21 protein-coding genes are annotated in these 20867 nt (G+C 58.3%); 15 read left to right on the top strand and 6 right to left on the bottom strand.

The features are described from left to right. Nucleotides 1–3: 3 nt before the first annotated feature. The 7 genes from odhB (at nucleotide 4) to HNQ83_RS13215 (ending at nucleotide 8209) form a co-directional block, all read left to right on the top strand. Nucleotides 4–1224, top strand: a complete 1221-nt coding sequence (gene odhB, locus HNQ83_RS13245; RefSeq protein WP_095195651.1) for a 2-oxoglutarate dehydrogenase complex dihydrolipoyllysine-residue succinyltransferase — start codon at nucleotides 4–6, stop codon at nucleotides 1222–1224. 98 nt (nucleotides 1225–1322) lie between these two features. Beyond that, on the top strand, nucleotides 1323–2759 hold the full coding sequence (lpdA, locus tag HNQ83_RS13240; RefSeq protein ID WP_175389373.1) for a dihydrolipoyl dehydrogenase: 1437 nt from the start codon (nucleotides 1323–1325) through the stop codon (nucleotides 2757–2759). 199 nt (nucleotides 2760–2958) lie between these two features. After that, nucleotides 2959–4125, top strand: coding sequence for an ADP-forming succinate--CoA ligase subunit beta (gene sucC / locus HNQ83_RS13235; RefSeq protein WP_003223015.1), 1167 nt, complete (start codon nucleotides 2959–2961; stop codon nucleotides 4123–4125). Continuing rightward, the gene (gene sucD / locus HNQ83_RS13230) at nucleotides 4125–5006 is read left to right on the top strand and encodes a succinate--CoA ligase subunit alpha (RefSeq protein WP_003223019.1); all 882 of its coding nucleotides are present in this window, start codon (nucleotides 4125–4127) and stop codon (nucleotides 5004–5006) included. The genes sucC and sucD overlap by 1 nt, the downstream gene beginning before the upstream one ends. Nucleotides 5007–5484: 478 nt before the next feature. Then, nucleotides 5485–6798 carry a branched-chain amino acid transport system II carrier protein gene (gene brnQ, locus HNQ83_RS13225; RefSeq protein ID WP_175389372.1) on the top strand — a complete coding sequence of 438 codons (1314 nt, stop codon included), beginning with the start codon at nucleotides 5485–5487 and terminating at the stop codon, nucleotides 6796–6798. A gap of 272 nt (nucleotides 6799–7070) precedes the next feature. Further along, on the top strand, nucleotides 7071–7808 hold the full coding sequence (locus HNQ83_RS13220; RefSeq protein WP_175389371.1) for a DUF599 domain-containing protein: 738 nt from the start codon (nucleotides 7071–7073) through the stop codon (nucleotides 7806–7808). Next, nucleotides 7808–8209, top strand: coding sequence for an MAPEG family protein (locus HNQ83_RS13215; protein WP_175389370.1), 402 nt, complete (start codon nucleotides 7808–7810; stop codon nucleotides 8207–8209). The genes HNQ83_RS13220 and HNQ83_RS13215 overlap by 1 nt, the downstream gene beginning before the upstream one ends. 77 nt (nucleotides 8210–8286) lie before the next feature. Here the strand turns inward: HNQ83_RS13215 and HNQ83_RS13210 are convergent, their stop codons facing one another. Continuing rightward, nucleotides 8287–8532, bottom strand: coding sequence for a hypothetical protein (locus HNQ83_RS13210; protein WP_175389369.1), 246 nt, complete (start codon nucleotides 8530–8532; stop codon nucleotides 8287–8289). Between the two features lie 160 nt (nucleotides 8533–8692). Here HNQ83_RS13210 and HNQ83_RS13205 point away from each other — a divergent pair, with 160 nt between their 5' ends. The 4 genes from HNQ83_RS13205 (at nucleotide 8693) to HNQ83_RS13190 (ending at nucleotide 12400) form a co-directional block, all read left to right on the top strand. Beyond that, the gene (locus tag HNQ83_RS13205) at nucleotides 8693–9169 is read left to right on the top strand and encodes a PaaI family thioesterase (RefSeq protein WP_175389368.1); all 477 of its coding nucleotides are present in this window, start codon (nucleotides 8693–8695) and stop codon (nucleotides 9167–9169) included. Next, nucleotides 9166–9618 carry a PaaI family thioesterase gene (locus HNQ83_RS13200; protein WP_175389367.1) on the top strand — a complete coding sequence of 151 codons (453 nt, stop codon included), beginning with the start codon at nucleotides 9166–9168 and terminating at the stop codon, nucleotides 9616–9618. The genes HNQ83_RS13205 and HNQ83_RS13200 overlap by 4 nt, the downstream gene beginning before the upstream one ends. 81 nt (nucleotides 9619–9699) lie before the next feature. Next, nucleotides 9700–11604, top strand: a complete 1905-nt coding sequence (htpG, locus tag HNQ83_RS13195; RefSeq protein ID WP_175389366.1) for a molecular chaperone HtpG — start codon at nucleotides 9700–9702, stop codon at nucleotides 11602–11604. A 67-nt stretch (nucleotides 11605–11671) separates the two neighbouring features. Then, entirely contained in the window at nucleotides 11672–12400 is a 729-nt protein-coding gene (locus HNQ83_RS13190) for a dienelactone hydrolase family protein (RefSeq protein WP_175389365.1), read from the top strand. 116 nt (nucleotides 12401–12516) lie between these two features. Here the strand turns inward: HNQ83_RS13190 and HNQ83_RS13185 are convergent, their stop codons facing one another. From HNQ83_RS13185 to purM, 5 genes are all read right to left on the bottom strand, one after another. Next, on the bottom strand, nucleotides 12517–13377 hold the full coding sequence (locus HNQ83_RS13185; RefSeq protein ID WP_175389364.1) for a pirin family protein: 861 nt from the start codon (nucleotides 13375–13377) through the stop codon (nucleotides 12517–12519). A 62-nt stretch (nucleotides 13378–13439) separates the two neighbouring features. Next, the gene (locus HNQ83_RS13180) at nucleotides 13440–13856 is read right to left on the bottom strand and encodes an OsmC family protein (protein ID WP_096509646.1); all 417 of its coding nucleotides are present in this window, start codon (nucleotides 13854–13856) and stop codon (nucleotides 13440–13442) included. 151 nt (nucleotides 13857–14007) lie between these two features. After that, a complete protein-coding gene (locus HNQ83_RS13175; protein WP_175389363.1) occupies nucleotides 14008–14721 on the bottom strand; it encodes a DUF3108 domain-containing protein in 714 nt (237 codons plus the stop codon). Between the two features lie 8 nt (nucleotides 14722–14729). Next, a complete protein-coding gene (gene purN, locus HNQ83_RS13170; RefSeq protein ID WP_175389362.1) occupies nucleotides 14730–15380 on the bottom strand; it encodes a phosphoribosylglycinamide formyltransferase in 651 nt (216 codons plus the stop codon). After that, nucleotides 15380–16438 carry a phosphoribosylformylglycinamidine cyclo-ligase gene (gene purM / locus HNQ83_RS13165; protein ID WP_008049708.1) on the bottom strand — a complete coding sequence of 353 codons (1059 nt, stop codon included), beginning with the start codon at nucleotides 16436–16438 and terminating at the stop codon, nucleotides 15380–15382. The genes purN and purM overlap by 1 nt, the downstream gene beginning before the upstream one ends. Before the next feature lie 383 nt (nucleotides 16439–16821). On the opposite strand from purM, the gene HNQ83_RS13160 reads away from it, so the two are divergent. The 4 genes from HNQ83_RS13160 (at nucleotide 16822) to HNQ83_RS13145 (ending at nucleotide 20766) form a co-directional block, all read left to right on the top strand. Continuing rightward, the gene (locus HNQ83_RS13160) at nucleotides 16822–17880 is read left to right on the top strand and encodes a DUF2066 domain-containing protein (protein ID WP_175389361.1); all 1059 of its coding nucleotides are present in this window, start codon (nucleotides 16822–16824) and stop codon (nucleotides 17878–17880) included. 36 nt (nucleotides 17881–17916) lie between these two features. Next, on the top strand, nucleotides 17917–18990 hold the full coding sequence (locus HNQ83_RS13155; RefSeq protein ID WP_175389360.1) for an AI-2E family transporter: 1074 nt from the start codon (nucleotides 17917–17919) through the stop codon (nucleotides 18988–18990). Between the two features lie 197 nt (nucleotides 18991–19187). Further along, nucleotides 19188–19892 carry a DnaA regulatory inactivator Hda gene (gene hda, locus HNQ83_RS13150; RefSeq protein ID WP_150772678.1) on the top strand — a complete coding sequence of 235 codons (705 nt, stop codon included), beginning with the start codon at nucleotides 19188–19190 and terminating at the stop codon, nucleotides 19890–19892. A gap of 226 nt (nucleotides 19893–20118) precedes the next feature. Then, nucleotides 20119–20766, top strand: coding sequence for a C40 family peptidase (locus tag HNQ83_RS13145; protein ID WP_175389359.1), 648 nt, complete (start codon nucleotides 20119–20121; stop codon nucleotides 20764–20766). Nucleotides 20767–20867: the final 101 nt, after the last annotated feature.

The following is a 20867-nucleotide window of genomic DNA, read 5'->3' as shown; positions in this document are numbered from 1 at the left end:
ATAATGGCTATCGAGATCAAAGCCCCCACTTTCCCGGAATCGGTTGCCGATGGCACCGTTGCCACCTGGCACAAACAACCGGGCGACGCCGTCAAGCGTGACGAACTGATCGTCGACATCGAAACCGACAAAGTCGTACTGGAAGTTCTGGCCACTGCTGATGGCGTGCTGGGCGCGATCGTCAAGAACGAAGGCGACACCGTTCTGTCCGACGAAGTGCTGGGCTCGATCGTTGAAGGCGGCGCTGCTGCCGCTGCTCCAGCTGCTGCTCCGGCTGCCGCTGCTCAAGCCGCTGCCCCGGCTGCCGAAGGCGAAGACGATCCTGTTGCTGCCCCGGCTGCTCGCAAGCTGGCTGAAGAAAACGGCATCAACATCGCTTCCGTTGCCGGTACCGGCAAAGGCGGTCGCGTGACCAAGGAAGACGTGGTTGCAGCCGTTGCCGCCAAGAAAGCCGCTCCGGCCGCCGCGCCTGCCAAGGCTGCCGCGCCTGCCGCTGCTGCTCCGGTATTCGCTGCCGGTGACCGCGTTGAAAAACGCGTTCCGATGACCCGTCTGCGTGCCAAGGTTGCCGAGCGTCTGGTTGAAGCTCAATCGAACATGGCGATGCTGACCACTTTCAACGAAGTCGACATGACCGAAGTCATGGCCCTGCGTTCGAAGTACAAGGATCTGTTCGAGAAGTCCCACAACGGCGTGCGCCTGGGCTTCATGTCGTTCTTCGTGAAAGCGGCCACCGAAGCGCTGAAACGCTTCCCGGCTGTCAACGCGTCGATCGACGGTGCGGACATCGTTTACCACGGCTACGCTGACGTCGGTGTTGCTGTTTCCAGCGACCGCGGCCTGGTGGTACCGGTTCTGCGTAACGCCGAACTGATGAGCCTGGCTGAAATCGAAGGTGGCATCGCGACTTTCGGCAAGAAAGCCCGTGACGGCAAACTGTCGATGGAAGAAATGACCGGTGGTACGTTCACCATCACCAACGGTGGCACCTTCGGTTCGATGATGTCGACCCCGATCGTCAACCCGCCACAAGCAGCCATCCTGGGCATGCACAACATCATCCAGCGTCCTATGGCAATCAACGGCCAGGTCGTTATCCGTCCGATGATGTACCTGGCACTGTCCTACGATCACCGTCTGATCGATGGCAAAGAAGCTGTGACCTTCCTGGTGACCATCAAGAACCTGCTGGAAGACCCGGCTCGTCTGTTGCTGGATATCTGATAGAAGCAGCCATGAGCTGCAAGTTCGGGCTGTCGGAAAACCCGCAGCCTGGCTTGCAGCTTGTGGCTTGAAGCTTTTCGCTAAAGAGGATTTTTTGAATGTCGCAGAAATTTGACGTAGTAGTGATCGGCGCGGGCCCTGGCGGCTACGTGGCAGCCATCAAGGCTGCACAACTGGGCCTTTCCACTGCCTGCATCGAGAAGTACACCGATGGCGAAGGCAAGCTGGCCCTGGGCGGCACCTGCCTGAACGTAGGCTGCATTCCATCCAAGGCACTGCTGGACAGCTCCTGGAAATACAAGGAAGCGAAAGAAAGCTTCAACGTCCACGGTATCTCCACCGGCGAAGTCAAAATGGACGTCGCTGCGATGGTTGGCCGCAAGGCCGGTATCGTCAAGAACCTGACCGGTGGTGTCGCCACCCTGTTCAAGGCCAATGGCGTTACGTCGATCCAGGGCCACGGCAAGCTGCTGGCCGGCAAGAAAGTCGAAGTGACCAAGCCAGACGGTTCGGTGGAAATCATCGAAGCCGAGAACGTGATCCTGGCATCCGGCTCCCGTCCGATCGACATTCCTCCTGCTCCAGTCGACCAGAAAGTCATCGTTGACTCCACTGGCGCCCTGGAATTCCAGACCGTACCTAAGCGTCTGGGCGTGATCGGCGCTGGCGTGATCGGTCTGGAACTGGGTTCGGTCTGGTCGCGTCTGGGTGCAGAAGTGACTGTCCTGGAAGCCCTGGACACCTTCCTGATGGCAGCGGACACCGCTGTTTCCAAGGAAGCGCTGAAGACCCTGACCAAGCAAGGCCTGGACATCAAGTTGGGCGCTCGCGTGACCGGTTCCAAAGTGAACGGCGACGAAGTCGTTGTGAACTACACCGATGCCAACGGTGAGCAGACCATCACTTTCGACAAGTTGATCGTAGCCGTTGGTCGCCGTCCGGTGACCACTGATCTGCTGGCTGCCGACAGCGGCGTGACCATCGACGAGCGTGGTTTCGTGTTCGTCGACGACCACTGCGCGACCAGCGTACCGGGCGTTTTCGCCATCGGCGACGTGGTTCGCGGCATGATGCTGGCGCACAAGGCGTCGGAAGAGGGCATCATGGTTGTCGAGCGCATCAAGGGTCACAAGGCTCAGATGAACTATGATCTGATCCCTTCGGTTATTTATACTCACCCGGAAATCGCGTGGGTCGGTAAAACCGAGCAGGCCTTGAAAGCTGAAGGCGTAGAAGTTAACGTCGGCACCTTCCCGTTCGCAGCCTCTGGCCGTGCCATGGCTGCCAACGATACCGGTGGTTTCGTCAAGGTCATCGCAGATGCCAAGACAGACCGCGTATTGGGCGTCCACGTGATTGGCCCAAGCGCTGCGGAACTGGTTCAGCAGGGCGCAATCGGTATGGAATTCGGCACCAGCGCTGAAGACCTGGGCATGATGGTTTTCTCCCATCCGACCCTGTCCGAAGCCTTGCACGAAGCTGCCTTGGCAGTGAATGGCGGCGCCATCCACGTTGCCAACCGCAAGAAGCGTTAAGACACAATAAGAAACCACGGCGGTATCGGCCCGTCGTGAGCCTTGCGCGCAAGACTCACCGCGGAATGTCCGCTGGACGCAGTCTTGCGTAGCTGCACCGGGTATCCGGAAAGGCTACGCAAGCAGCAGTCACAGGTGGTGCGGCACTTCAACAAGTGCAGCACCGAATGCGCAGTACCTAACGAAGACGGTAATAAGCATGAATCTTCACGAGTATCAGGGTAAGCAGCTGTTCGCTGAGTACGGCCTGCCAGTATCCACCGGTTACGCGGTAGACACCCCGGAAGCAGCAGCAGAAGCTTGCGACAAAATCGGCGGCAGCGAGTGGGTTGTCAAAGCCCAGGTCCACGCCGGTGGTCGCGGTAAAGCGGGCGGCGTTAAGCTGGTTCGCAACAAAGAAGACGCCAAAGCCTTCGCACAGCAGTGGCTGGGCAAGCGTCTGGTGACTTACCAGACTGACGCCAATGGTCAGCCAGTCACCAAGATCCTGGTTGAATCGTGCACTGATATCGCTAAAGAGCTGTACCTGGGCGCTGTCGTTGACCGTTCGAGCCGTCGCATCGTGTTCATGGCTTCCACCGAAGGTGGCGTGGACATCGAGAAAATCGCTCACGACACTCCAGAAAAAATTCTGAAAGCCACTATCGATCCACTGGTTGGCGCTCAGCCATTCCAGGGTCGCGAGCTGGCATTCCAGCTGGGTCTGGAAGGCAAGCAAGTTGCCCAGTTCGCCAAGATCTTCGTAGGTCTGGCCAAACTGTTCCAGGATCACGATCTGGCCCTGCTGGAAGTGAACCCGCTGGTGATCAAGGCTGACGGCGATCTGCACTGCCTGGACGCCAAGATCAACATCGACGCCAACGCCATGTACCGTCAGCCTAAGCTGAAGACTTTCCACGATCCGTCGCAAGACGATCCGCGCGAAGCGCACGCTGCCAAGTTCGAACTGAACTACGTAGCGCTGGAAGGCAACATCGGTTGCATGGTCAACGGTGCTGGCCTGGCCATGGGTACCATGGACATCGTCAACCTGCACGGCGGCAAGCCAGCCAACTTCCTTGACGTGGGCGGCGGTGCTACCAAAGAACGCGTTACCGAAGCATTCAAGATCATTCTGTCCGACACCAACGTCGCTGCAGTACTGGTTAACATCTTCGGCGGCATCGTTCGTTGCGACATGATTGCCGAAGGCATCATCGGTGCAGTGAAAGAAGTCGGCGTGAAAATCCCGGTTGTTGTTCGCCTTGAAGGCAACAACGCTGAGCTGGGCGCTAAAGTACTGGCAGAAAGCGGTTTGAACATCATCGCTGCTACCAGCCTGACCGACGCTGCTCAACAAGTTGTCAAAGCTGCGGAGGGCAAATAATGAGCGTCCTGATCAATAAAGACACCAAAGTTATCTGCCAGGGTATTACCGGTTCGCAAGGTAGTTTCCACACCCAGCAAGCCATCGAGTACGGCACCAAGATGGTTGGTGGTGTAACTCCAGGCAAAGGCGGCACCGAGCACCTGGGCCTGCCAGTGTTCAACACCGTGAAAGACGCCGTAGCTGCCACTGGCGCCACCGCCAGCGTGATCTACGTTCCGGCTCCTTTCTGCAAGGACTCGATCCTGGAAGCTGCTTTCGGCGGCATCAAGCTGATCGTCTGCATCACCGAAGGCATTCCTACCCTGGACATGCTGGACGCTAAAGTTAAGTGCGACGAGCTGGGTGTTACCCTGATCGGCCCTAACTGCCCAGGCGTGATCACTCCAGGCGAATGCAAGATCGGCATCATGCCAGGTCACATTCACTTGCCAGGCAAGGTCGGTATCGTTTCCCGTTCCGGCACCCTGACCTACGAAGCTGTGAAGCAAACTACTGACGCCGGTTTCGGTCAGTCGACTTGCGTCGGCATCGGTGGTGACCCGATCCCGGGTTCGAACTTCATCGACATCCTGAAGCTGTTCCAGGAAGACCCGAAGACCGAAGCGATCGTGATGATCGGTGAGATCGGCGGTTCGGCTGAAGAAGAAGCGGCTGCCTACATCAAGGCACACGTGACCAAGCCGGTTGTTTCCTACATCGCTGGTGTGACTGCTCCTCCGGGCAAGCGCATGGGCCATGCTGGCGCAATCATCTCTGGCGGCAAAGGCACTGCAGACGAGAAATTCGCTGCTCTGCAAGACGCAGGCGTTAAAACCGTGCGTTCGCTGGCAGACATCGGCAAGGCCCTGGCCGAGCTGACTGGTTGGGCTGTCAAGTAAGCCTCGCGCTTAGCTGACGCTTTACCAAACAAAGGCCACCTTCGGGTGGCCTTTGTCGTTTTCGGGGTTTGATAGATATGCAGGGCTTTTTGTGGCGAGGGGATTTAGCGAATCGTCGCACCGCCCCGTTCGGCTGTGCAGCAGCCGTAAAACCAGCAGTGCTGTTGTGCCTGATGGACCGCATATGATGATTCTGGGGCCGCTTCGCGACCCAACGGGGATAAATCCCCTCGCCACAGAGTGCGAGGTGTAATTTAGATACGTAAACGCGACACGAAAATGTCGTAGATCGGAATGTTCGCCCCCTAACAGTGCGTTTCTCACCCAAATTCGTTAGGCTACGCGCCATTTTTGCGTCCGCCGCCCACAAGGCAGCTACGCGCTTAACGGGTCAGTCCCATACGGACCGGCTGCATTTCCCTCATCCATAAGGGAAACCCCTCTCTAAATTCCGATTCAGTAGTGTGGTATTTCCTTAATGAAAGTGTTGAAAGGTCAGGACATCCTGGCACTTGGTTTTATGACGTTTGCCCTGTTTGTCGGGGCCGGCAACATCATCTTCCCGCCTATCGTCGGTTTGCAGTCCGGGCCTAATGTCTGGATGGCGGCGTTGGGCTTTCTGGTCACGGCGGTGGGTCTGCCGGTGATCACCGTTGTCGCGCTGGCCAAGGTGGGTGGCGCCATGGATGCCTTGAGCAGCCCTATCGGCAAGATTGCCGGCGGTCTGTTGGCCGCTGCGTGCTACCTGGCTGTGGGTCCGCTGTTTGCCACGCCGCGTACTGCTACCGTGTCCTTCGAAGTGGGCCTGGCGCCGCTGACCGGCGAAAGTCCGCTGGCACTGTTCCTCTACAGTTCGGTGTATTTCCTGCTGGTGTTCTTCATTTCGCTGTATCCGGGTCGTTTGCTGGATACCGTAGGGCGTTTCCTCGCACCGCTGAAGATTATTGCCCTGGCCGTACTCGGCATCGCGGCATTCGCCTTGCCGGCGGGTGATATTGGCCATGCAACGCCTGAATACGTTGCAGCACCGTTTTCCCAGGGGTTCATCAATGGTTACCTGACCATGGATACCCTCGGCGCTCTGGTGTTCGGCATCGTTATCGTCAATGCCATACGCTCCCGTGGCGTCGAATCCCCGGCGTTGATCACCCGTTACGCGATCATTGCCGGTCTGATTGCCGGCGTGGGCCTGGCGCTGGTGTACATCAGCCTGTTCCGCCTCGGATCGGGCAGCCATGAAGTGGCCGTTGGCGCAACTAACGGCGCGGCGGTGTTGCACGCTTATGTACAGCACACCTTCGGTTCTCTGGGCAGTGGTTTCCTTGCGGTGCTGATCTCCCTGGCGTGCCTGGTGACGGCGGTCGGCCTGACTTGTGCCTGCGCTGAATACTTCAGCCGTGTATTGCCACTGTCCTACAAGACCCTGGTGATCATCCTCGCGGCGTTCTCGCTGTTGGTGTCCAACCTGGGCCTCACCAAGCTGATCGCGTTTTCGATCCCGGTCCTGACCGCAATCTACCCGCCATGCATCGCCCTGGTGGCCCTGAGCTTCTGCAAGGACTTCTGGCATGAACAGGGTCGCATCGTCGGTCCGGTGATGCTGGTGTCGTTCATTTTCGGCCTGATCGACGCCCTCAAGGGTGCCGGTCTGGCAGACTGGATGCCGGCGCAACTGGCCCACTTGCCGCTGAGTGAGCAAGGTCTGGCGTGGTTGGTGCCTTCGGTGATGACCCTGGTAGTCGCCGTGGCGTGCGATCGCTTGTTGGGCAAGCGCGCCGAAGCCTTGGCTTAAGCTTCACAGGCCCGTCAAAAGCGGGCTTTTGAGCTGCTCTCTACAAAAAATGGAAATGCCCCGTATCAATCGATACGGGGCATTTTTTTTGTGAGGGATGCGGTGTCTTTTCCGTTGAGCTAACGTCGAACCACTGCAACACCTTGTGGGAGCGAGCCTGCTCGCGAAGATGTCGCTTCATTCAACGCAAATGTTGATTGATCTACCGCTTTCGCGAGCAGGCTCGCTCCCACAAGGTTTGAGTGTTCCGTTACTACATCACAAGGACCTGCATGTCGTTCATCCAAGCCAACCTGATCCACATCCTTGCCGCGCTCTGGTTCGTCATCTGCTGGGGTGGTTACACCCGTTACGCGACGTGGAAGGGCCGCGACACGGCGTGCCTGGCCAGCGTTCTGCATCTTTACCGTGAAGACTGGATGCGCCGCATGCTGCTGCGCGACAACCGCATCGCCGACGCCAGTGTGATCGGTAACCTGGAGCGCAACGCGTCGTTCTTTGCTTCCAGCACGCTGATTATCCTGGCCGGTATTCTTACCGTGCTCGGGGCGTCAGAAAGAGCGGTGTCGTTGCTGGCGGATATTCCGATGGTGCAGCAGGCTTCCCAAGGGATGTCAGAAATCAAGTTGCTGTGCCTGGCGCTGGTGTTCGTCTATGCGTTCTTTACCTTCAGCTGGTGCATGCGTCAGTACAACTTCGCCGCCATTCTGGTGGGTTCGGCGCCGATGGTCGGTGAGCGCCACGTGTCCGAGCAGGAGCGCAAAGCCTTTGCCGCCCGGGCAGCGCGCGTCATTTCCATGGCCGCGAACCAGTTCAACTTTGGCCTGCGTTCTTACTATTTCGGGATGACCATGCTGGCGTGGTTCGTCAGTCCCTGGTTGTTCATGTTGATGAGTGCCGGCGTCGTGTTCGTGTTGTATCGCCGCGAGTTTCACTCAGACGTTCTCGACGTGATGGTCTATACCCCTACAGAGGCACCGTTGCCCGAGGTGATTAAAGAGGCGGCTTGATGAGTATTCCATTCTGGTGTGTGTTTATCAGTGCCGTGCTGATTTACGTGGCACGTATGCCCGTGACCACGGCCATGAAAGAGCAGGGTGGTTACAACAATCACCTGCCGCGCCAACAGCAGGCGCAACTCACGGGTTTGGGTGCTCGAGCGGTGGCAGCACACCAGAATAGTTTCGAAGCATTCATATTGTTTGCGGTGGGTGTGTTGATGGCGCATACCACGCAGACGGCCGGATGGCTCATTGACTGGCTGGCGATCATCTTCGTGATCACGCGAGTGATCTACTTGGTGTGTTACTGGAAAGATCTTGCCTGGCAGCGCAGCCTGGTTTGGCTAGTGGGTTTAATCTGTTCTCTACTGTTGATGATTAGTCCGACTTTTCGAACGATTTTGCTCTAACGCTGAGAGCACAAAAAAACGCAGACAAAAGAAAACCCGCACTTGGCGGGTTTTCTTTTGTCACGCTAAAAACCGGATTAGTTCTTAGGTGCTTCCGGAGCGGCTTCTTTTGCCGCTGCTTCGTTCGATTCAGCCTGAGCTTTGGCGGCTTCGGCGTTTTCTTTCGCCGCGTCGTTCACTTTATCCTGAGCCTCGTTCATTTTTTGCTGGGCTTGCTCAGCATGTTGGTTAGCGTCTTGAGCTTTGTCCTCGGATTTTTTATCGCAGGCAGCGAGACCGAGGGAAGCGGTCAACATCAAGGCAATAGCTAAAGTCTTACGCATGGGGTGTTTCTCCTGATGGAAAGTATCTTACTGGCCTTTCGAGCGCCGCCATCAGGGTTAAGTTCCTTAACTCGTTCAGATATATAAGTTTGTTCTAACGCGGAACTTTTCCAATTGTCATTACTGCGCTATCAGTCTATTAAATAAGAGTTTTTATCAAATGGCCGAAAATCCCGTTTTTGAACGCGCGATACGATTTCTATCGGCGCTGCGACATTGTCAGGTGCTGGGGCTGCGAGTTCACAGCGCCAGTGACGAAGGACTCACGGTGGTGCTGCCCTACAGTCCTCAAATCATCGGCAACCCGCAAACCGGTGTGATTCACGGCGGCGCACTGACCACGCTGATGGACACCGCCTGCGGCATGTCTACGCTCTGCGTGCTGCCGGAATTTGAAGTCTGCCCGACCCTGGATCTGCGTATCGACTACATGCATGCCGCCGAGCCGCATAAGGATGTCTATGGTTTCGCTCAATGTTACCGCGTGACCACCGACGTGATCTTCGCGCGCGGCTTTGCCTATCAGGACGATCCCGAGCAACCGATCGCCCATGTAGTGGGGACCTTCATGCGCATGGGCAAGGGCATCAAGGGCACTCAAGGCTTTGGTGGCGCCATCGCCGGAGGTGCGAAATGACTGACGGTTTCCAGGCGCAACTGCAAAAAGCCCATGAGCAGGGCGACTATGCCCCGTTGTTGCAGCTGATTCCCTACGCCACGCTGATTGGGGTTGAATGCTCGCGGGTGGGGGATGAACTGTTGTTTCGACTGCCGGCCAACAAGGACAACATAGGTAACCCTTTGCTGCCCGCTATCCATGGTGGCGTGATTGCCGGTTTCATGGAATTGGCCGCCGCGCTGCACCTGCTGATCGCGACCGGCTCGCCGAGCGTGCCGAAGATTATCGACTTTTCCCTCGATTACCTGCGCGCCGGGCAGTTCCGTGATACCTGGGCCCGTTGCCAGGTGTGCCGACAGGGGCGCCGGGTGGCCAACGTGGCGATTACGGCATGGCAAAGTACCGAAGCTGAGCCCATTGCCACGGCCCGGGCGCATTTCAAACTTGAGGAGCCCTTGAAATCCTGAACGGTGCCCCCAACTCTGATGACAACCCGCCGCTGACCCTCTTGGTCGCGGCTTATGCCATCTGATTGGAGTTTGATGACCATGAGTGTGGAAACTCAAAAGGAAACCCTGGGCTTCCAGACCGAGGTAAAGCAGCTGCTGCACCTCATGATCCATTCGCTGTATTCCAACAAGGAAATTTTCCTTCGCGAACTGATCTCGAACGCCTCTGACGCTGTAGACAAATTACGTTTCGAAGCGCTGGCCAAACCAGAATTGCTGGAAGGCGGCGCTGAGCTGAAAATTCGTGTGAGCTTCGACAAGGACGCCAAGACCGTCACCCTCGAAGACAACGGCATCGGCATGAGCCGCGAAGATGTGATCACCCACCTGGGGACCATCGCCAAATCCGGCACCGCCGACTTCATGAAAAACCTGTCGGGCGACCAGAAGAAAGACTCCCACCTGATCGGTCAGTTCGGTGTCGGTTTCTACTCCGCGTTCATCGTTGCCGACAGGGTCGACGTATTCAGCCGCCGTGCCGGTAGCCCGGCCAGCGAAGGTGTGCACTGGTCGTCCAAAGGCGAGGGCGAATTCGAAGTCGCCACCATCGACAAGGCTGACCGCGGTACCCGCATCGTTCTGCACCTGAAGTCCGGCGAAGACGAATTCGCCGACGGCTGGCGCCTTCGCAACATCATCAAGAAGTACTCCGACCACATCGCCTTGCCGATCGAGTTGCCAAAAGAGGCGGCAGCCGCCGAAGGTGAAGAAAAGCCTGCGCTGGAATGGGAAACCGTCAACCGCGCCAGCGCCCTGTGGACCCGCCCTCGCACTGAAGTTAAGGACGAGGAGTACCAGGAGTTCTACAAGCACATCGCCCACGACTTCGAAAACCCGCTGAGCTGGAGCCACAACAAGGTCGAAGGCAAGCTGGAATACAGCTCGCTGCTGTATGTACCGGCCCGTGCACCGTTTGACCTGTACCAGCGTGAAGCGCCAAAGGGCCTGAAGCTGTACGTCCAGCGCGTGTTCGTCATGGACCAGGCTGAGTCGTTCCTGCCGTTGTACCTGCGCTTCATCAAGGGCGTGGTCGATTCCAACGACCTGTCGCTGAACGTGTCGCGGGAAATCCTGCAGAAAGACCCGATCATCGACTCCATGAAGTCGGCGCTGACCAAGCGCGTGCTGGATATGCTGGAAAAACTGGCGAAGAACGAGCCTGAGCAATACAAGGGCTTCTGGAAGAATTTCGGTCAGGTCATGAAAGAAGGCCCGGCAGAAGACTTCGCCAACAAAGAGAAAATTGCCGGCCTGCTGCGCTTCGCTTCGACCAACGGTGACGAAGGTGAGCAGATCGTTGGTCTGGCCGAGTACCTGGCGCGCGCCAAGGAAGGTCAGGACAAGATTTACTACCTGACCGGCGAAACCTACGCTCAGGTCAAAAACAGCCCGCACCTGGAAGTCTTCCGCAAGAAAGGCATCGAAGTGCTGCTGCTGACCGACCGTATCGACGAGTGGCTGATGAGCTACCTCAGCGACTTCGACGGCAAGAGCTTTGTCGATGTTGCACGCGGTGACCTGGACTTGGGCAACCTGGACTCGGAAGAGGACAAGAAAGCCGCGGAAGAAGTCGCCAAGTCCAAGGAAGGTCTGGTCGAGCGCCTCAAGACTGCACTGGGCGAATCCGTTGCTGAAGTACGGGTTTCCCATCGCCTGACCGATTCCCCGGCGATCCTGGCCATCGGCGAGCAAGACCTGGGCCTGCAAATGCGTCAGATCCTGGAAGCCAGCGGCCAGAAGGTTCCGGATTCGAAGCCGATCTTCGAGTTCAACCCGGCTCACCCGCTGATCGAGAAGCTCGACAACGAGCAGAGCGACGAGCGCTTCGGCGACCTGTCGCACATCCTCTTCGATCAGGCAGCCCTGGCGGCTGGCGACAGCTTGAAAGACCCGGCGGCGTATGTGCGTCGACTGAACAAGCTGTTGGTTGAGCTGTCGGCTTAACTGCGTTGTAGAAAAACCCGCTTCGGCGGGTTTTTTCATTCTGGTGTTTAAAAATCAGGAGTCAGAAATGAGCCAAATCACTGTACGTTCCGTGGTCTACCAGATTGACGGCCAGTCTTACGAAAGCCGCGTGGCATTCGACGCCGACCATAAAGGCGCACGTCCGGGCCTGTTGATGGCGCCGAACTGGATGGGCGTGGGTGCCGGTGCCGAGGAAATCGCCAAGTCAGTGGCAGCCAAGGGCTACGTGGTGCTGATCGCGGATATCTACGGCCAATCGGTTCGTCCGCAGAATAACGATGAGGCGGGCGCGGCGATGATGCCCCTCAAGAATGACCGCCCGTTGCTGCGCAAGCGCATGCAGGTGGCTTTCGAACAGCTGCAAAAGCAGGGCGAGGCACAGGTCGATACGTCGAAACTGGCGACCTTCGGTTTCTGCTTCGGCGGTTGCTGCGCGCTGGAGTTTGCCCGCACCGGTGCACCGGTGAAGGCGGCTGTGTCGTTCCACGGCACCCTCGATACCCCGGACGTCAACGATGCGAAAAACATCAAGGGCTCGGTATTGGTACTCCACGGTGCTTCCGACCCATTGGTGCCGAAAGAGCAGTTGCCGGCGTTCGAGGATGAAATGAATGCCGCCGGTGTGGACTGGCAGTTGCTGAGCTATGGCGGTGCTTTCCACTCGTTCACTGACCCGCATGCAAAGGTGCCGGGGATGATGATGTACGACGCGAAGATCGCCGCCCGGGCATTCACTTCGATGCATAACCTGCTGGATGAAGTGTTCAAGGGCTGATCATGGATTGGTGTTAGCACCGACCTCTTCGCGAGCAGGCTCGCTCCTACAATGGAATGCGTTCCCCTGTGGGAGCGAGCTTGCTCGCGAAGGCGATGTACCGGGTAAAAAAGAACTTAAGGCAGTTCGATCCGCTCCACTTCCCCTGGCACCGTCGGCCAATCCCCGGCCGCCCAGCGCCGGCGTGCTTCATCGATCAATGCCGGATCGCTCGCCACAAAATTCCAGTTGATCCGCCGCGGACCGTCCAGCGGTGCCCCGCCAAACAGCGCCGCATGGCAATCGCTCTCGGCGAACAACGTCATCTCTTGACCGACCGGCAGCACCACCAGCGAATGCGGTTCAACCGGTTCGCCATCCAGTTGTGCCTCACCGCTTAACACATACAGCGCGCGCTCTTCATGCTCGGTGGGAATCAGCAGCGTCGTTGCCGACTGAAGATTCAGTTCGGCATACAGCGTTGGAGAAAGCACCGGGACCGGTGATTCCAGGCAAAAGCCGGTCCCGGCGATCATGCGGATCTTCACACCAAGATTTTCACTGACTGGCAGCGTAGATGCGGGATGGTGGCTGTAATGCCCAGGTCCGTGTTCATGGTCTTTGGGCGAGGCCAGCCAGATCTGCAAGCCATGCATCGTGAAGTCGGTTTCTTTCAGGGCTTCAGGCGTGCGTTCGACGTGGGCGATGGCGCTGCCGGCGGTCATCCAGCTGACATCCCCGGCATTGACGATTTGATCCGAGCCGAGGCTGTCCTTGTGCTGGAGCTGCCCTGCAAAGAGGTAGGTGAGGGTGGACAGGCCGATGTGCGGATGCTGGCGGATATTCATGCCGTTTCCCGCGGCGTAGCGGGTTTCCAGCATATGGTCGAAGAACACGAAGGGCCCGACATTGCGGCATTTGGCTGATGGCAACGGGCGAAGAATCGGCTGGCCTTCGACATCCTCGGCGCGAGGGCGGATCACGAGCGGAGTGTTCATGGTGCATTCCAGACTGAGCGGGTGATGCGGTCGAGCATAACCCGCTTGCGCAGCCCTTGCCGCTATTGGCTGAACGCACCTTCGGAAAGATGGGTTTCGATGCTCACTTCGCTGGTGGTCATCAGCTTGTGGATCGGGCAGCGGTCGGCCACGCGATGCAGTTCTTCTCGCTGGGCGTCGGTGAGTACACCTTTGAGGGTCAATTTGACGTGCAGTGCGTATTTGCCCTTTTGCTCTTCACTGTTATCGCGTTTGACCTCGACGCCGACACCGGTCAGCGGAATGTCCTTCTTCCTGGCATACAGTTTCAGGGTCAGGGCTTTGCAGGCGCCCAGTGCGGCATCGAAGTAATCGTGGGGTTCCGGCGCCGAGCCTTCACCGCCTGCAGTAGTGGGCACGTCGGCAAAGAGTTCGTGGTCATCGATCTGAACGGTGTGTCGAAAACCTTCGGCGGAGACGGTGTTGACGGTAACAGTCATGGGAAACCTCGCAGGCAACAGGAAACGTCATTCGATCAAAAAAGACCTTGAAGGTATAGAGCCTTGCACCTGTAGCGCGTTCCACTTTCTTTCTCGAAGGGCAGACGAAAAAAAGCCCCGCAATGGCGGGGCTTTCACGTCTCAGCGCGGATCAACTGCCTTTGACAGTCTTGCCGTTGACCTTGCCGTCCAGGAGCATGATGTTGTACTCCTTGCCGTCGGTTTCGACCTGTTGCAGGCGAACCAGCAAGTAGTCCCAATCCTTGGCAAACCACAGCACGGTAATGCGCTTGCTTTGTGTCGGGTCGCGCACGCGCTCGACCTTGATCGCGTCGATCTGGCCAGCCTTGGTGTCGACTTTTTCCGAACCCAGCACGCGGAAGTCATAGGTATCGACTTCGCCATCATCCACGACTTGATAGCTCATGCTTTTCTTGCCGGCGGCCACGTCATGCTGCAGAGCAAGCTGATAGGTGGATTTGTCGACCATGCCGCGATTGAGCGGAATGTTGACTGGATCGCCACGGTCGGTACCGGTGACTTTTTTGGCTGCCCAGTCGAAGTCCAGGTCCGCCTTCTTGGCTTTGCCCAGGCCACCCCGTTCGAAGTGGTAGGACTGCGGCAGCAGGGTGTCCTTGTCGACGGTCAGGGTGCTTTCTTCGGACAGGCTGGCGATCATCATCGAAGCCTTGAAGCTGAGTTTCCAGACGCCGTTGGCTTCCTTGGTCAGGCTGCGTTCGGCGGTGCCGCTCATGGGTAGCTGCTTCCAGTCGGCGGTGTAACTGGCGGAGAAAGGTTGAAGGTCTGCAGCCTGTGCCAAGGGCAAGGCGAACAGAGCGCAAGCGAAGAGCAGGGCGCGACGCATAAAATCTCCTAGGTTCGAATCAAGTGGCCGCTGGCCGCGAGTAACTTTCCATCCAGTAAAGCACCTTGATCGCCGAGCGATAACCGGCCTTCGGCAAACCAGCGAACGGCCATCGGGTAGATCAGGTGTTCCTGAACATGGACCCGCTGCGCCAGGCTTTGCGGCGAGTCGTGCAACTCTACCGGTATTACTGCCTGTACGACCAGTGGTCCGCCATCGAGTTCCTCGGTGACGAAGTGCACGGAGCAGCCGTGTTCAGTATCGCCGGCGTCCAGTGCGCGCTGATGAGTGTGTAACCCTTTGTATTTGGGCAGCAGCGAAGGATGGATGTTGAGCAGGCGACCCTGGTAATGGCGCACGAAATCCGCGCTGAGAATGCGCATGAAACCGGCCAGTACCACGAGTTTGGGATTGAAGGCGTCGATCAGTTCGATCAGCGCGGCATCGAAAGCCTCGCGGCCGTCGAATGCCTTGTGATCCAGGGTGCGGGTGTCGATACCCGCGTCCCTGGCGCGTTGCAGGCCATAGGCGTCGCTGCGGTTGGAAATCACCGCAGCGATGCGGACCGGGCTGTCGCCGGTCCGCGTGCTGTCGATCAGGGCCTGCAAGTTACTGCCGGTGCCGGACAACAGCACCACCACATCACAGGTCTGGGACATCAATGAGCCTTGAGGTTCTTCAGTTCAACCTGGGCCGCGCCTTCGGCAGCGGTGGAGATCTGACCGATGACCCAAGGCTGCTCGCCCGCTTCACGCAGAACGTTCAGGGCGGCTTCAACGTGCTCTTGCGCCACGCAGATGACCATGCCCACGCCGCAGTTCAGCACGCGGTGCATTTCGTTCTCGTCGACGTTGCCTTTCTCTTGCAGCCAGTCGAACACTGCCGGACGGTTCCAGCTCGCCACGTCAACCACGGCTTGCGCGCCTTTCGGCAGTACGCGCGGGATGTTGTCCAGCAGGCCGCCACCGGTGATGTGGGCCATGGCTTTGACGGCACCGGTTTCCTTGATCAGCTTGAGCAGCGGCTTCACGTAGATACGGGTCGGAGCCATCAGCAGGTCGGTCAGCGGTTTGCCGTCGAGCTGGGTGTTTTCGATGTCGGCACCGGACACTTCGATGATCTTGCGGATCAGCGAGTAGCCGTTGGAGTGCGGGCCGGAAGAAGGCAGGGCGAGCAGGGCATCGCCGGCTGCAACTTTGGAGCCGTCGATGATTTCGGATTTTTCCACGACGCCGACGCAGAAGCCGGCCAGGTCGTAGTCTTCGCCTTCGTACATGCCAGGCATTTCAGCGGTTTCGCCGCCGACCAGGGAGCAGCCGGACAGCTCGCAACCTGCGCCGATGCCGGTCACGACCTGAGCGGCGGTGTCGACGTTCAGTTTGCCGGTGGCGTAGTAGTCGAGGAAGAACAGCGGCTCGGCGCCGCATACCACCAGGTCGTTGACGCACATGGCCACCAGGTCGATGCCGATGCTGTCGTGCTTGTTCAGGTTCAGTGCCAGGCGCAGCTTGGTGCCGACGCCGTCAGTACCGGAAACCAGCACAGGCTGCTTGTAGCCGGCCGGGATTTCGCAGAGGGCGCCAAAACCGCCCAGGCCGCCCATGACTTCCGGGCGCGCAGTGCGCTTGGCGACGCTCTTGATGCGTTCGACCAATGCTTCACCGGCGTCGATGTCTACACCGGCGTCCTTGTAGCTCAGGGAGGGTTGCTTGCTCATGATCCAGGCCTTTAGGGGGGATTTCTGGGTAACGACCGAGTTCAGCGGGGGCGCCGAAATCGACGGGGGCGATTGCCTCACGCGAATTTCGAGGTGCCCGGCTGTTGCCGGTCTGCGAAGGCGCGCGATTTTATCAGGCTTGAAGGGCAGCGGCCATCCTCAGGCCGACGGCAGGGGCATATCGGCATAAAAAAACCATCATTGCCGCGGGTTGGTGGCATTCTTCAGGCCTGCGCAGGGTATCGCCATTAACCGTCTATCGTTATGACAGTGCGAAAACTTACCCAGGACGTGTGAATGTTTTGCGCCGGGCAATGGTCACAGCCTTGCTCGATCGTGTTCATGCGGCCTGTTCCAGCCGCTCTTGTCGCCAGGAATCTTCCATGCGTTTTTGTAAATTCTTGTTTGTGGGATGTTTGTCTCTGGTCAGCCTGGCCAGTCATGGCGAAACCGTCAAAGGTCTCTACCAGGTGCGCGAACCGGTGAATGGTCAGTCGCCGGAAGAGCGTGAACAAGCGACTCAGCGCGCCCTCGACACCCTGGTCCTGCGTTTGACCGGCGACCCCAAGGCGGCACAAAGCCCGGGGTTGGCGGCGGTTCGCAAAGATCCGCAGCAAATCATCAGTCAGTACGGCTTCGATGCGGGCCCGCCGGAAGTGTTGAAAGTCGATTTCGACCCGGGCACCACCGAGCAGGCGCTGCGCCGCGCCGGGCTGGCCATGTGGGGTGCCAATCGACCATCGATTCTCGGTTGGTGGCTGAACGACTATGCCGACGGTTCAAGCCTGGTGGGCGATGGTCAGGCCAGTGCCGCGCCGTTGCGGCGTGCGGCGCAACACCGTGGCTTGCCGTTGCGGTTGCCACTGGCGGATTTGAATGAGCAGATCGTCGGCACCGCACCGAATCTGGAAAGTGCCGATCCGGCACCGCTGCGCAACGCATCGGAACGTTACAATGCCGACGCTTTGCTGGCGGTGCATGCCCGTGAGGAAGGGGGGCAATGGCAAGCCAAGTGGCGGTTGTGGCTGGGCGATCAGAAAGAGTCGGGGAGTGCCCAGGGGGCCGATCCGGCTGCCTTGGCTGATGCAGTGATGCTGGCAGTCAACGAGCGACTGGCGCCTCGGTTTGTCGCCAGGCCAGGAGCGTCGGCTCAACAGTTACTGGAAGTGCAGGGCATGAATCTTGAGCGCTATGCGACCCTTGGGCGTTTGCTGGAACCTTTTAACGGGCGGCCGCAAAGTGTCGACGGCGACCGGATTCTCTATCGAGTCAATGGCAGTACCGATCAGTTGCGGGCGCAGTTGTCGCTGGCGAAGCTGCAAGAAGTCGCGGCAACCCCGGCCCCGATTCCCGCAGTGCCTGTTACGCCGGCAGCCGACGGTTCGGTGCCGGTCGTAGCCTCAACCCCGGCCCCCACGCCGCAGTTACGTTTCCGCTGGTAGTTTTTCTTTCTTTATATAGAAGCAATGGAGTGGTTCATGGCCGATACGCGGCGTTGGTTCTGGTTGGGTGGAGTGGTTCTGCTCTGCGCGTTTATCTGGCTGTTGCACCCGATTTTGACGCCGTTCCTGGTGGCATTGTTGTTGGCGTATCTGTTTGATCCACTGGTGGATCGGCTGGAGAGGGCCGGGTTGTCACGGACTTGGGGTGTGGTCGCGGTGTTCGCGTTGTTCACCTTGATCTTCACGACGCTGCTGCTGGTATTGGTTCCGATGCTCGCCAAGCAACTGTTTCGTCTGTATGAGCTGGCGCCGCAGATGCTTGACTGGTTGCAGCACACCGCGCTGCCCTGGGCGCAGTCGAAATTTGGTTTGTCGGAGGGTTTCTGGAAGTTCGACAAACTCAAGGCTGCCATCAGCGAGCACATGGGGCAGACCACCGATATCGTGGGGGTGGTGTTGAGTCAGGCCACGGCTTCCGGTCTCGCGTTGATTGGCTGGCTGGCGAATCTGGTGCTGATTCCGGTGGTGAGTTTTTACTTGCTGCGGGATTGGGACCTGATGATGGCCAAGATTCGCGGTTTGCTGCCCCGTGATCGGGAGGAGCGGGCGGTGTTGCTGGCTGGCGAATGCCATGAAGTGCTCGGAGCCTTCGTGCGCGGTCAGTTGCTGGTCATGGTGGCGTTGGGAGTGATCTACGCCGCGGGGCTGATGCTGGTGGGGCTGGAGTTGGGGCTGTTGATCGGTCTGATTGCCGGTCTGGCGGCGATTGTTCCGTACATGGGCTTTATCATCGGTATTGGTGCCGCTTTGATTGCGGGCTTGTTCCAGTTCGGTGGCGATCTGTACCCCATGGTTGGCATCGTCGCGGTGTTCATGGTCGGTCAAGCGCTGGAGGGGATGGTGCTGACACCCTTGCTGGTGGGCGACCGCATCGGTTTGCACCCGGTGGCGGTGATCTTCGCGATCCTGGCCGGTGGTGAGCTGTTCGGTTTTACCGGTGTTTTGCTGGCACTGCCGGTGGCGGCCGTGATTATGGTGCTGGTGCGCCATGTGCATGATTTGTATAAGGATTCGGATATTTACAGTGGTGTTGACGAGCCAGAGCTTTAGACGTCATCGCGGGCAACCCGGTTCGATGCCGGGTTGATCCCCGCGGCGCCAAAGAAACCGTCATAAAACCGGGCTGCTATCGCAAACCTTTGATTTTGCTTGTGGTGTGTCGCATTGTGCCGTCGGCTTCACGGGTATAAACTTCGCAAACTTTACACAGAGGCCACTAACGGTTCCTTTGGAACTGTTCAGTCAGCATGAAACCGATTCAGCTGCCCCTAGGTGTGCGTCTGCGTGACGACGCCACCTTTATCAACTACTACCCAGGCGCCAATGCCGCTGCACTCGGCTATGTCGAGCGGCTATGCGAAGCCGACGCCGGCTGGACCGAAAGCCTGATTTACCTCTGGGGCAAGCACGGGGTGGGGCGTACGCATCTGTTGCAGGCCGCGTGCCTGCGTTTTGAGCAGATGGGTGAACCGGCGGTGTATCTGCCGCTGGCCGAGTTGATGGATCGTGGCGTCGAAATTCTCGATAACCTTGAACAGTACGAACTGGTTTGCCTGGATGATCTGCAGGCAGTGGCAGGGAAGGCGGATTGGGAAGAAGCGCTGTTTCATTTGTTCAATCGTCTGCGTGACAGTGGTCGGCGTCTGCTGATTGCCGCATCGACCTCCCCGCGTGAGCTGCCGGTGAAGCTGGCGGACCTCAAATCCCGTCTGACCCTGGCTTTGATCTTCCAGATGCGCCCGCTCTCCGATGAAGACAAATTGCGTGCGCTGCAGTTACGCGCATCCCGTCGCGGCCTGCACCTGACGGATGAAGTCGGGCATTTCATTTTGACCCGTGGGACGCGCAGCATGAGTGCGTTGTTCGAGTTGCTTGAAAGACTCGATCAGGCCTCCCTGCAAGCTCAACGCAAGTTGACCATTCCCTTCCTGAAAGAAACGCTGGGCTGGTAGCCTGGGCCGCTGGATCTGCGGCCTGCAGCGACTTTCGGCATATTCCAGGCGCCAGAAAATGCGCTTTCCTGCCGGGTGCAGGCTACGCAAATGATCAAAATGGGCTTAAGCGCTTAGATGTCGCCGGGAAACCGGGAAGTCACAAAAAGTTCGATTGAATTTGCAAATGAGGTTGATAGCGGGCATAGTCTCGGCTTCTTTACAACTATCAGCCACGGTCGTGCCCATGCTAAAGCGCTTTGCACCCCTCGTGCCCCTCGCACTCGTTACCCTGTTGTTCGGTTGCGCTGCCCACACTCCAGTGGCTCAACAAGCACAACAACAGCAGGTACAAAATTCCGTTGTTGCCCAATCTTCCGTTCGTTATCAGGATTCTCTTTTCCAGGAAGAAGTGGCGACCGAAAAAGAACTGGCCGCCTTTGCCGACGGCAAGTCCTATCAGCTTCCGGTTCTGGCCGACAGCATTCTCGAACGCGGCATGTCCCTGATCGGTACCCGTTACCGTTTCGGCGGTACCTCTGAAGCCGGTTTCGATTGCAGCGGCTTCATCGGTTATCTGTTTCGTGAAGAAGCCGGCATGAACCTGCCGCGCTCCACCCGCGAAATGATCAACGTGGACGCGCCACTGGTCTCTCGCAGCAAGCTGGAGCCGGGCGACCTGCTGTTCTTCGCCACCAATGGCCGTCGCGGTCGCGTCAGTCACGCCGGGATCTACCTGGGTGACAACCAGTTCATCCATTCCAGCAGCCGCAAAAGCGGTGGTGTGCGGATCGACAGCCTGGGCGACAGCTACTGGAGCAAGACCTTCATCGAAGCCAAGCGCGCCCTCGCGATGGCGCCTGCTGCAAGCCCGATCGTCACGGCGCGCAAGTAAGCAGACATTTTGTAAGGCTAAGTTAAAGTCTTACTTGAAGTTCGCCGCATAAGCGCTAGAATCTGATTCATGAATGATGGCAAACCGCCTGCGTACTGCGC

The organism is Pseudomonas sp. C2B4 (assembly GCF_013359695.1).
Classification (GTDB): Bacteria; Pseudomonadota; Gammaproteobacteria; order Pseudomonadales; family Pseudomonadaceae; genus Aquipseudomonas.
Note: the sequence above shows the minus strand (reverse complement) of the source record. Positions and strands in the feature narration are given on the sequence as shown.